The following is an 11,129-nucleotide window of genomic DNA, read 5'->3' as shown; positions in this document are numbered from 1 at the left end:
TCAGGCTCCGTCATTGCATTTCATCGGGCAGGCGCAGGCGACCGGGAACCATCCGCAGCCTGGCATTGCCGACGAGGGAAAAGGTCCGCTCACTCAGTTCCGCGCGCATTGCATCGGCGGAAAAGGTGCCGGCGGGGATCTGCCCGCTGACCTGGCCCCGTCCGAAAAGGGTGCGCGTCGGCAGGTCGATCGTCACGTTGCGCGCGACGAATTCGTAGCCGTCGGCAGCGGTGAACTGCACGATGCCGGGGATGACCACCTGTTCGTCGTCGATATCGTAGATGCCGCGCGGCGCGGTGAGCACAGCCGGCCCTTCGGCAAGGACCATGCGCGCCGTCATCGACTGGAGCTGGACCAGCGGCACCGAATTGCTTTCCTGCACGGCCTCGCCAGCCACCAGGCTGAAGGGCCGACCGCTGCTGTCCTGCCCGCGATACATGGCGTTGTCGACGCGCAGGCGATCGTTGGCGATGGCCACCTTGTTGCGATCCAGCAGGAAGCTGATCTCGCCGCGCGGGCTGAGCGGCGTGATCAGCATCATCGCCGCCACCACGCCAACCAGCGCGGGCAGGCCCACGGCGAGGACGCGCACGATCTTGTCGAGCGAACTGCCCGGTGCAGCGAAATGCTGGCGCCTGGTGCGCATCCTGTCTGCGGCTCTGGTCATCGCGCTAGCCTAACGCACGAGCATCATGACTCGTGGCTGAAAATATCCTTGTCTGCCCAGCCGGCGATATCCAGCCGGGCGCGTGCGGGGAGAAAATCGTAGCAGGCCTGCGCCAGTTCAAGCCGGTCCTCGCGCCGTAGCCGGTCGATCAGGATCTCGCGCAGGCGGTGAAGGTAGCGCACGTCGGACGCGGCGTATTCGCGCTGCGCCTCGTTCAGCTCGGGCGCGCCCCAGTCGCTGGACTGCTGCTGTTTGGAGATGCTCTCCCCCAGCAGTTCCTCCACCAGGTTCTTCAGCCCGTGGCGATCCGTGTAGGTGCGGGTCATCTTGCTGGCGATCTTGGTGCAGAAGACGGGTGCCGCCACCACGCCCAGGTAGTGCTCAATCGCGGCAAGGTCGAAGCGGGCGAAGTGGTAGATCTTCACGCGGGCCGGATCGGCCAGCACCGCCTTCAGGTTGGGGGCATCGTAGCGGCTGCCCTTGGCGAAGCGGACGAGATGTTCGTCGCCACTGCCGTCGCTGATCTGCACGAGGCAAAGCCTGTCGCGCGGAGTGACGAGGCCCATTGTTTCGGTATCGACGGCCACGGGGCCATCGGCGAGAACGCCTGCGGGCAGGTCTTCTTCGTGGAAATGTACTGTCATCGCACCCGTCCTTAGGGCCTTACCCCCCTGGGTGGAAGGGGCGATGCCCAATTCCGCCGGAGGTGCTTGCGCGGCATCGTTTTCGCCGCCACACCGGCCTGCGACCATGACCTTGCGAGACTTGATACGGCGCGCGGGGCGATACCGGGGGCGGCTGGCCACGATTGGCGGCCTGGCCCTGTTCTCTTCGCTCAGCCTGCTCACCATTCCGGCGCTGGCCGGCATGCTGCTGGGCGATGCCGTATCGGGCGTTGCCATCGACAGCGCGCTGGTGGTGATCCTGCTGGTCTGCGCGATCGTGCTGACAAACGTGTTCAAGATGGCATCCGACATGGCGACGGCGTCAGCCTCGGCGCGGATCCTCGCCGATCTGCGGTGCGAGGTCTTCGACCATCTTTCGCGCCTGCCGCTGGAATTCCACGACAGCAGCCGCCAGGGCGACCTGATCGCGCTCGCCACCTACGAGGCCGAGCGGCTGAGCGGCTTCCTCACCTCCACTCTCGCCAACGTGCCTGCCATGCTGGTGACGTCGATCGGCGCGACCATCGCGCTGTTCCTGATCGACCCCGTGCTGGCCTTCATCATCCCGGTGCTGATCCCGGTGTTCTACATCGCGCTGAAGCTGCTTTCCCGGCGATTGCGGAAGCTGGGCGCCCGCGCGCAGGAAGCCGAGGCCGAAGTCTACGCCGTGGCCGAGAGCCACCTGCACATGCTCATGGCCACCAAGACCTTCGCTTCCGAGGACGCGCAGGGCGAGCGATATGCGATCGCGGTGGACAAGGCGCGTGCCCGGAGCGTGGCGATCGAGCACGCCAGTGCCGTGATCGGCCCCTTCTCGGCAGTGCTGGGCGGCCTGGCCGCCATCTTCATTATCGTGGCCATCGGCTCGCAGCTGTCGGCGGCGCAGGACAATCCGGCGAGCCTTTTCAGCTTTCTGTTCTATGCCGCCCTGCTGACCCGCCCCGTCAGCCTGCTGTCGAACGTCTACGGGCAGTGGCAGGTGGCAAAGGGTACGCTGGCGCGGCTGGAAAGCGTGCTGCAGCTGCCCGAGGAGCCGGGCTATGCTCCCGCGAAGCAACTGCTCGAGGCGAAGGGCGCAATTGCCTTCGAGAATGTCCGTTTCGCCTATCCCGGCCGCACGGGGCCGATCCACGACGCCAGCCTTTCGATCTCGCCGGGGGAAGTGGTGGCGCTGGTGGGCGAGAACGGGTGCGGCAAGACGACGCTGCTGAAGCTGATGCTGCGGCTCTACGAAGTCGACGGCGGACGCATCACTTTCGACGGCCACGACATCACCGATATCGACGTGCGCAGCCTGCGGCGGCAGGTGGGATACGTTCCGCAGCGCGCGCTGCTGTTCAACGGCACGATCCGCGAGAATATCGCCTTCGGCTCGCCCGACGCCGAGACCGGAGATTTCGACCGCGCGCTGGCGCTGGCGCAGGCCGACGCTTTCGTAGGCCGCCTGTCGCAGGGGCTGGAAACCCTCATCGGCGACAACGGCGTGCGCCTGTCGGGTGGGCAGCGCCAGCGCATCGCCCTGGCTCGCGCCATCCTGGCCGATCCCCCCGTGCTGGTGTTCGACGAAGCCACATCCATGTGGGATCTCGAAGGCGAGACCGCCTTCGTCGAAAGCTGCAAGCAGGCGCTGGTCGGGCGCACGGTCCTGCTCATCACCCATCGCCCCGCCAGCCTGGCGCTGGCCGACCGAATCGTGCTGGTCGACGACGGGCGATGCCGCGAACTGACGCCAGGCGACGAACTGGATCGTTTACTGGCGGGTCGCCACGGCGCCAGCGCGCAGGGTCCGGCACCGCAATGACCGAGGCGACCGCGATCCCTCCGGGCTGGACCAACGTTCTCGAACCAGCGCTCGCCACGCCCGAAGCGCGGCGTCTGGGCGGCTGGCTGCGGGAAGAGGAGGATGCCGGCAAGGTCGTGTACCCGCCGCGCGGGTGCCGGTTGAAGGCACTGGAGCTTACCCCGCTCGAGGCTGTGCGCGTGGTGATCCTGGGGCAGGATCCGTACCACGGGCCCGGGCAAGCACATGGACTCTGCTTTTCCGTGCCCGACGGCGTGCCGCCCCCGCCTTCGCTGAAGAACGTGTTCAAGGAACTGGAGAGCGACATCGGGCTCGCGCGTCCGGCGCACGGATCGCTGGAAAGCTGGGCGCGGCAAGGGGTGCTGCTGCTCAACAATACGCTGACCGTGGAGCAGGGCATGGCAGGCAGCCACGCGGGCAAGGGCTGGGACGCGATAACCGATGCCTGCGTCGCCGCAGTTGCGCAAAAGGCCGAGCCGAGCGTCTTCATCCTCTGGGGCAGCCATGCGCAGGGCAAGGCCGCACGCATTGCCGAATTGCGCGAAAGCGACCGTCACCTGGCGATCAGGAGCCCGCACCCCAGCCCGTTGTCTGCACATCGCGGTTTCTTCGGATCGCGACCATTTTCCAGGACCAACGCCTTCCTCGAACAGAACGGACGCGGGACGATCGACTGGCGGCTGTGAGGCCGGGTCCTTGCCACCCAACGCTGACGGACGAAAACCCTGCCATGACCGATGACGAAGCCCGTAGCGCACTGACCCAGCGCCTCGCCGAACTCGACCGCCTCGACGCGATGAATACCGAAGGACGCGCGCCGGTGACCCTCCAGCAGGACTCGGTCGGGCGGCTGAGCCGGATGGACGCGATGCAGCAGCAGGCGATGGCCCAGGCCGAGGAGCGGCGCCGCGGGGCGGAGCGGACGCGGATCAGGGCAGCGTTGGCGCGTCTGGACGAGGGCGAATGGGGCTGGTGCGTGACCTGCGGAGAGGAAATCGCCGAGGGCCGGTTGCGCAACGATCCGAGCCTGGCGCGATGCGTGGGATGTGCCAGTGCAGCTTGAAGTCGAGCGATAGATAGGCGGGCGAGTGACCGCAGCCGGTCAGGGGATCGGAAGCGCCTCCGCGCCGTCAACGTGCAGGAAGGCGCCCAGCTTGTACCGCGCCACCTCGTTGTTCTCGCTGTCGATCACGGTGATGTTCTGCGCCAGGTGCAGCCGGCCGCTGCCGATCTCTCTGGCGGCGAAATGGCGGGCCACGCGCTTGGCGACGGGGTGGATGGCTGAATCGTCGGGAAGGTCGAAGCGAACCTCGCGGCTGCGCTTTTCGCCCTGTTCGAGATAGAATCGGTAGTCAGGCATAGGCCCCCTTCCACCCTGACTCACAGCACCACTGTTACAGTTTGATGACAGCGGGCAGATATGCGCCGAATTGATCCGGTGGCGCGGGTGCGCGGGCCTGCTAAGAGGCCGCCATGGCTGCCGTCGGATGCTTTGCGCTGCTTGTCCTGCCCCTGGCGGGCATGATGCTGGGCGGCTGGCTGGCGGGGCCGGAGGGCATGATCGTGGGCGCGGGAATCGGCCTTGCCGTCGCGCTGGCGATTACCGGCATCGCCGGCGGCGCGCTGGTGAAGGCGGGCCGCCGCCGCTGAAACCGCGAGGCTTCAGCGGGGCAGCTGGGTGACGCCCATCAGTGCCTCGTCCACGCTGGCCGCGCACTGGCGGCCTTCGCGGATGGCCCAGACCACCAGGCTCTGCCCCCGGCGCATGTCGCCGCAGGCGTAGATGGCGGGATCGGACGTGCGATAGTCCTTCACGTTGGCGTCCACGTTGCCGCGATCGGTCAGGTCGATGCCGCTCTGTTCCAGCATCCCCTGCTTGCGCGGCCCGAGGAAGCCCATGGCCAGCAGGATCAGGTCCGCCGGCAGGGTGAACTCGCTGTCCGGCACTTCGGTCAGCTGACCGCCCGACCAGTCGGCGCGCACGCACTTAAGGCCGGTCACCTTGCCGTCCTCGCCCACGACTTCCTTGGTCAGGACCGACCAGTCGCGCTCCACCCCTTCTTCGTGACTGGAGGAAGTGCGCAGCTTCATCGGCCAGTCGGGCCAGGTCAGCAGCTTGTTCTCCTTTTCGGGAGGCTGCGGCATGATCTCGATCTGGGTGACGGACTTCGCACCCTGGCGGTTGCTGGTGCCCACGCAGTCGGACCCCGTATCGCCGCCGCCGATCACGATCACGTGCTTGCCGGTAGCTGTCAGCGTGCCGCGCGGCGCGGCACGGCTTTCGTCGTCGCCCGCGTTGCGCTTGTTCTGCTGGGTGAGGAATTCCATCGCCAGTCGCACACCGGGGAGTTCCGCGCCGGGGATTTCCAGCTGGCGCGGATGCTCCGCCCCGCCGGCCAGCACCACCGCGTCGAAATTCTCCTTCAGGTTCTTCATAGAAATGTCGACGCCGACCTCGGTCGATGTCTTGAAGGTGACGCCTTCGGCTTCCATCTGCACCGCCCGGCGGTTGATCTGCGACTTCTCCATCTTGAAGTCGGGGATGCCGTAGCGCAGCAGGCCGCCCACGCGGTCGCTCTTCTCGAACACCGTCACCGAATGGCCAGCGCGCGCCAGCTGCTGCGCGCAGGCGAGGCCCGCCGGGCCGGAGCCAACCACGGCCACGCTCTTGCCGGTACGGGTCTCGGGCTTCTCGGGCTTGACCCAGCCTTCCTTCCATCCGCGATCGATGATGGCGCATTCGATCGACTTGATGGTCACCGGCTCGTCGGTGATGTTCAGCGTGCAGCTGGCCTCGCACGGGGCGGGGCACACGCGGCCGGTGAACTCGGGGAAGTTGTTGGTGGAATGCAGCACTTCGAGCGCGTTCTTCCAGTCGCCTTCGTAGACGAGGTGGTTCCAGTCCGGGATGATGTTGTTCACCGGACAGCCGTTGTGACAGTAGGGGATGCCACAATTCATGCAGCGGGCGGCCTGGTTCTTCAGCCCCTCCTCGCTGTGCGGAATCACGAATTCCTTGTAGTGCTTCAGCCGCTCCTCGGGATCGTCATAGCTGCGATCCTGGCGCTCGATCTCGAGGAAGCCCGTTTCCTTGCCCATGTCTGCTAACCCTTATTCCGCCGCCACGCTGGCGGCTTCCTCGCGCTCTGCCTCAAGCTGCTTGAGTGCGCGTGCGTAATCCTTCGGCATCACCTTCACGAACTGGGTGACGGTGGTATCCCAGTCTTCCAGCAGCTGTGCCGCCCGTTCGGACCCGGTGTGCAGCTTGTGCCGCTCCAGCAGGATCTTCAGCCGCGCGGCATCGTGGTAGAGCGGATCGCCCATGCCCAGATCGTCCACGGTATTGGGCCGTTGCTGCGGCAGGCCGATGCCTTCCGGATCGTCGGCGGCCGTGTCGATTGTCTCTAGGTCCACCTGCGCCATGTTGCAGCGCTGGGCGAACGTGCCATCCGGATCATAGACATAGGCAATGCCGCCGCTCATGCCAGCGGCAAAGTTGCGTCCTGTCTGGCCCAGCACGGCCACCACGCCGCCGGTCATGTATTCGCAGCCATGATCGCCGGTGCCTTCCACCACGGCCACCGCGCCCGAATTGCGCACGGCGAACCGCTCTCCCGCGACGCCGCAGAAATAGGCTTCGCCGGAAATCGCGCCATAGAGGCAGGTGTTGCCCACGATGATGTTATCGGTGGGATCGCGGCTCACGCCTTCAGGCGGGCGCACGATCACGCGGCCGCCCGACAGGCCCTTGCCGACGTAGTCGTTGGCATCGCCCACCAGGTCCAGCGTGACGCCGTGCGCCAGCCATGCGGCAAAGCTCTGCCCGGCGGTGCCGGTGAAGTTGATGCGGATCGTATCGACCGGCAGACCCTTGTGGCCGTGAGCCTCGGCTATGCGGCCCGAAAGCATCGCGCCTACCGTGCGGTTGAGATTGCGGATGGTGTAATCCAGCTGCACCGCCGTGCCGCTTTCGATGGCGGACTTGCAGTCAGCGATCAGCGTGTTGTCCAGCGCCGCTTCCAGTCCGTGCTCCTGGTCCATCTGGTGCCACAGCGGCACGTCTGGCGCGAGCTCCACCTTGTGCAGCAGTTTGGACAGGTCCACGCCGTCGGCCTTCCAGTGGCGAATAGCGCGCTTCATGTCGATCCGGTCCACCCGGCCGATCATTTCCTCCACCTTGCGGAAGCCCATTTCGGCCATCAGCTGGCGCAGTTCCTCGGCAACGAAGAAGAAGTAGTTGATCACGTGTTCGGGCTGGCCGACGAACCGCTTGCGCAATTCGGGGTTCTGGGTGGCGACGCCCACCGGACAGGTGTTGAGGTGGCACTTGCGCATCATGATGCAGCCCGCTGCGATCAGCGGAGCCGTGGCGAAGCCGAATTCGTCCGCCCCCAGCAGCGCGCCGATGGCGACGTCACGCCCGGTGCGAAGGCCGCCGTCCACCTGCACCGCGATGCGGCTGCGCAGGTCGTTCAGCAGCAGGGTCTGCTGCGTTTCGGCGAGGCCGATCTCCCACGGGGAACCCGCGTGCGTCAGGCTGGTGAGCGGCGATGCGCCGGTGCCGCCTTCGTAGCCGGAAATGGTCACATGGTCGGCGCGTGCCTTGGATACGCCCGCGGCCACGGTGCCCACGCCCACTTCCGAGACGAGCTTTACCGAAATGCGCGCCTTGGGCTGCACGTTCTTCAGGTCGTGGATCAGCTGGGCCAGATCCTCGATCGAATAGATGTCGTGGTGCGGCGGCGGTGAGATCAGGCCGACGCCCGGCGTGGAGTGGCGCACCTTGCCGATGCGCTTGTCCACCTTGTGGCCGGGAAGCTGTCCGCCCTCGCCTGGCTTCGCGCCCTGCGCCATCTTGATCTGGATGTCGTCCGAATTGGCGAGGTATTCGGTGGTGACGCCGAAACGGCCGCTGGCCACCTGCTTGATCCGGCTGCGCATCGAATCGCCGTTGGCCATCGGTACGAAGCGTTCGGGTTCCTCGCCGCCTTCGCCGGTGTTGGAGCGACCGCCGATGCGGTTCATGGCGATGGCGAGCGTCGAGTGCGCCTCGTGGCTGATCGAACCGAAGCTCATGGCCCCGGTGCTGAAGCGCTTGACGATCTCCTCGGCCGGCTCGACCTCGTCGAGCGGGATGGGCTCGTCCGCCAGCTTCAGTTCCATCAGGCCGCGGATGGTCAGCAGGCGTTCGCTCTGTTCGTTGATGGAACGGGCGAATTCCTCGTACTGCTTCTTCGCATCGCCGCCCTGCTCGCTGCGCACGGCGTGCTGCAACTGGGCGATGTTGGCGGGCGTCCAGGCATGTTCCTCGCCGCGCAGGCGGTACTGGTAGATGCCGCCAACATCCAGCATGTGGCGGTAGATGGGATTGTCGCCGAAGGCCGCGGCGTGGCGGCGCACGGTCTCCTCCGCCACTTCGGCAAGGCCGATCCCTTCGATGGTGGTGGCGGTGCCCTTGAAATAGGCGTCGATGAACTCGCTCGACAGGCCGACGGCATCGAAGATCTGCGCGCCGCAATAGGACTGGTAGGTGCTGATGCCCATCTTCGACATCACCTTGCGGATGCCCTTGCCCACGGCCTTGATGTAGTTCTGCTCAACCTTTGCGGGGTCGAGCTCGGGGAATTTCTTGGCCCGCAGGTCTTCCAGCGTCTCGAAGGCGAGGTAGGGGTTGATGGCTTCCGCGCCGTAGCCCGCGAGGACGCAGAAGTGGTGCACCTCGCGCGCTTCCCCGGTTTCCACCACGATGCCGGTCTGCATGCGCAGGCCCTGGCGCACCAGCTGGTGGTGCACGGCGGCGGTGGCGAGAAGCGCGGGCATGGGAATGCGGTCGGGGCCCTGCTTGCGGTCCGACAGGATCAGGATGTTGCGATCCTGCAGCACTGCCTCGGTGGCAGCCCAGCACATTTCCTTGATCGCCATTTCCAGCCCCTCGGCGCCGGTCTCGGCGTCCCAGGTGATGTCGATGGTGGCGGTCCGGAAGGCCCCGTCGAGGCTGGCCTCGACCGAGCGGATCTTCTCCATGCCGCGGTTGGTCAGGATCGGCTGGCTGATTTCCAGGCGCTTGTGCGTGCCTGCCTCGTGACCCAGCAGGTTGGGGCGCGGGCCGACCATGGTCAGCAGGCTCATCACCAGTTCCTCGCGGATCGGATCGATCGGCGGGTTGGTGACCTGGGCGAAGTTCTGCTTGAAATAGTCGTACAGCAGGCGGCTGCGGTTCGACAGCACGGCGATCGGCGTGTCGGTGCCCATCGAGCCGATGGGATCGTCGCCACTGGTCGCCATCGGCTCCAGGAACTTGGCGATATCTTCCTGAGTGTAGCCGAACGACTGCTGCCGATCGAGCAGGCTGACCTCGTTCGCCTGCACGGCCTCGGCGTCGGTCTCGATCGCTTCCAGGTCGCGCAGCTTGTACTGCGCCTTTTCCAGCCATTCCTCGTAGGGTTCGGCGTTGGCCAGCTGCGCCTTCAATTCCTCGTCCTCGACGATGCGGCCCTGTTCGAGGTCGATCAGCAGCATGCGACCGGGCTGCAGGCGCCACTTGCGGACGATGTCTTCCTCTGCAAACGGCAGCACGCCGCTTTCGGAGGCAAGGCACACGAGGTCGTCCTTCGTCACGCAATAGCGCGCAGGCCGCAGGCCGTTGCGATCCAGCGTGGCGGCGATCTGCCGCCCGTCGGTGAAGGCCACGGCGGCCGGGCCGTCCCACGGCTCCATCAGCGCGGCGTGGTATTCGTAGAAGGCGCGCCGCTTGGGATCCATCAGGTCGTTGCCGTTCCACGCCTCCGGGATCAGCATCATCATGGCATGGGCCAGCGAGTAGCCGCCCAACATCAGCAGCTCGAGCGCGTTGTCGAGGCAGGCGGTGTCCGACTGGCCGTGCGGCACGATCGGCCACAGCTTGTCGAGGTCGGCGCCCAGCAGGTCGCTCTCCATCGTGCGGCGGCGCGCGTTCATCCAGTTCACGTTGCCGCGCACCGTGTTGATCTCGCCGTTGTGCGCGATCAGGCGGAACGGCTGCGCCAGCCGCCAACTGGGGAACGTGTTGGTGGAAAAGCGCTGGTGCACCAGGCCCAGCGCGCTCTCGCAATCGGGATCGCGGAGGTCGTCGTAGAAGCTGCCCACCTGGGTCGCCAGAAGCAGCCCCTTGTAGACCACCGTGCGGCTGGAAAAGCTGGGCATGTAGAGCTTTTCCAGCCCCGGCATGGCGTGCTTTGCCGCCAGTTCCTTCAGGGGGTTCTGAGTCTGCTTGCGGATCACGATCAGCTTGCGCTCGAACGCGTCCTGATCGGCGCAGTTGTCGCCCTTGGCGATGAAGCACTGGCGGATCACCGGCATCGATTCGAGCACCGCCTTGCCCAGTCCATCGTTGGTGGTGGGCACGTCGCGCCAGCCGATCAGGCGCTGGCCTTCCTTGGTAATGAACTTCTCGAACTGCTCGGTGATGAACGTGCGGGCGTCGTCTTCCTGCGGCATGAAGCACATGGCCACCGCGTAATCGCCGACCGGCGGCAGCGTCAGCCCTTCGTCATCGGCCCACTTGCGATAGAGCCTGTCGGGGATCTGCATGAGGATGCCCGCGCCATCGCCCAGCAGCGGATCGGCGCCCACGGCGCCGCGGTGGTCGAGATTGGCGAGAATTTCCAGCGCCTGCGTGACGATATCGTGCGAGGGCTTGCCCTTGATGTGGGCGACAAAGCCCACGCCACAGGCATCATGCTCGTTGACCGGATCGTATAGGCCGCGGGCTGACGGGTACTCGTTCAATTCTCAACTCTTCCTTTTGTCGGGCGGAACGAGGGAACGCTTCGAACCCTGCCCCGGCGCGAAGCCGGTTACAACGGTAACGAAACGCGACTCACCAGCCCGTGGTGCTGCACGAAAATGTCGCGAGTTGCCCTCATGACGACACGAAGCAATTTTGGCAAGGTTCGCAGCACCGCAAAATCGCTTCGCGGCCCGATAGGTTCGGTTTCCCGGCGAACGACTTGCGGCA

9 protein-coding genes are annotated in these 11,129 nt (G+C 66.0%); 4 read left to right on the top strand and 5 right to left on the bottom strand.

What is annotated here, in order from left to right:
• Positions 1-10: 10 nt before the first annotated feature.
• Both lptC and AAA989_RS06145 read right to left on the bottom strand, forming a co-directional pair.
• Positions 11-667, bottom strand: a complete 657-nt coding sequence (gene lptC, locus AAA989_RS06150; RefSeq protein ID WP_338241858.1) for an LPS export ABC transporter periplasmic protein LptC — start codon at positions 665-667, stop codon at positions 11-13.
• A 23-nt stretch (positions 668-690) separates the two neighbouring features.
• Entirely contained in the window at positions 691-1,311 is a 621-nt protein-coding gene (locus AAA989_RS06145) for a ribonuclease D (RefSeq protein WP_338241856.1), read from the bottom strand.
• A gap of 112 nt (positions 1,312-1,423) precedes the next feature.
• Here AAA989_RS06145 and AAA989_RS06140 point away from each other — a divergent pair, with 112 nt between their 5' ends.
• The 3 genes from AAA989_RS06140 to AAA989_RS06130 are packed head-to-tail and all read left to right on the top strand — an operon-like array spanning position 1,424 to position 4,196.
• Complete coding sequence (locus tag AAA989_RS06140) at positions 1,424-3,133, top strand: ABC transporter ATP-binding protein (protein ID WP_338241855.1); 1,710 nt, start codon at positions 1,424-1,426, stop codon at positions 3,131-3,133.
• Positions 3,130-3,819 (top strand): uracil-DNA glycosylase, encoded by a 690-nt coding sequence (gene ung, locus AAA989_RS06135; RefSeq protein WP_338241854.1) that lies wholly within the window; start codon positions 3,130-3,132, stop codon positions 3,817-3,819. Before AAA989_RS06140 ends, ung begins: the two co-directional genes overlap by 4 nt.
• A gap of 44 nt (positions 3,820-3,863) precedes the next feature.
• Positions 3,864-4,196: a TraR/DksA family transcriptional regulator gene (locus AAA989_RS06130; protein WP_338241853.1), complete on the top strand. Its 333-nt coding sequence runs from the start codon at positions 3,864-3,866 to the stop codon at positions 4,194-4,196.
• Positions 4,197-4,235: 39 nt separating this feature from the next.
• Here the strand turns inward: AAA989_RS06130 and AAA989_RS06125 are convergent, their stop codons facing one another.
• A complete protein-coding gene (locus AAA989_RS06125) occupies positions 4,236-4,493 on the bottom strand; it encodes a DUF6894 family protein (RefSeq protein WP_338241852.1) in 258 nt (85 codons plus the stop codon).
• A gap of 113 nt (positions 4,494-4,606) precedes the next feature.
• Between AAA989_RS06125 and AAA989_RS06120 the strand changes: the two genes are divergently transcribed.
• Positions 4,607-4,783 carry a hypothetical protein gene (locus AAA989_RS06120; protein WP_338241851.1) on the top strand — a complete coding sequence of 59 codons (177 nt, stop codon included), beginning with the start codon at positions 4,607-4,609 and terminating at the stop codon, positions 4,781-4,783.
• 12 nt (positions 4,784-4,795) lie between these two features.
• Here AAA989_RS06120 and AAA989_RS06115 read toward each other — a convergent pair whose 3' ends face one another.
• Both AAA989_RS06115 and gltB read right to left on the bottom strand, forming a co-directional pair.
• On the bottom strand, positions 4,796-6,232 hold the full coding sequence (locus AAA989_RS06115) for a glutamate synthase subunit beta (RefSeq protein ID WP_338241850.1): 1,437 nt from the start codon (positions 6,230-6,232) through the stop codon (positions 4,796-4,798).
• Positions 6,233-6,244: 12 nt separating this feature from the next.
• Positions 6,245-10,900: a glutamate synthase large subunit gene (gene gltB, locus AAA989_RS06110; RefSeq protein ID WP_338241849.1), complete on the bottom strand. Its 4,656-nt coding sequence runs from the start codon at positions 10,898-10,900 to the stop codon at positions 6,245-6,247.
• Between the last annotated feature and the right edge of the window lie 229 nt (positions 10,901-11,129).

Origin of the sequence: Aurantiacibacter hainanensis, from assembly GCF_036321025.1 — a bacterium.
Taxonomy (GTDB): domain Bacteria; phylum Pseudomonadota; class Alphaproteobacteria; order Sphingomonadales; family Sphingomonadaceae; genus Alteraurantiacibacter; species Alteraurantiacibacter hainanensis.
This window is presented reverse-complemented; position numbering and strand designations above follow the sequence as displayed.

Coding starts and splice junctions, on each gene's coding strand:
- AAA989_RS06125 (WP_338241852.1), bottom strand. CDS start 4,493: ATGCCTGACTACCGATTCTATCTCGAACAGGGCGAAAAGCGCAGCCGC.
- AAA989_RS06130 (WP_338241853.1), top strand. CDS start 3,864: ATGACCGATGACGAAGCCCGTAGCGCACTGACCCAGCGCCTCGCCGAA.
- AAA989_RS06145 (WP_338241856.1), bottom strand. CDS start 1,311: ATGACAGTACATTTCCACGAAGAAGACCTGCCCGCAGGCGTTCTCGCC.
- ung (WP_338241854.1), top strand. CDS start 3,130: ATGACCGAGGCGACCGCGATCCCTCCGGGCTGGACCAACGTTCTCGAA.
- lptC (WP_338241858.1), bottom strand. CDS start 667: ATGACCAGAGCCGCAGACAGGATGCGCACCAGGCGCCAGCATTTCGCT.
- AAA989_RS06120 (WP_338241851.1), top strand. CDS start 4,607: ATGGCTGCCGTCGGATGCTTTGCGCTGCTTGTCCTGCCCCTGGCGGGC.
- AAA989_RS06115 (WP_338241850.1), bottom strand. CDS start 6,232: ATGGGCAAGGAAACGGGCTTCCTCGAGATCGAGCGCCAGGATCGCAGC.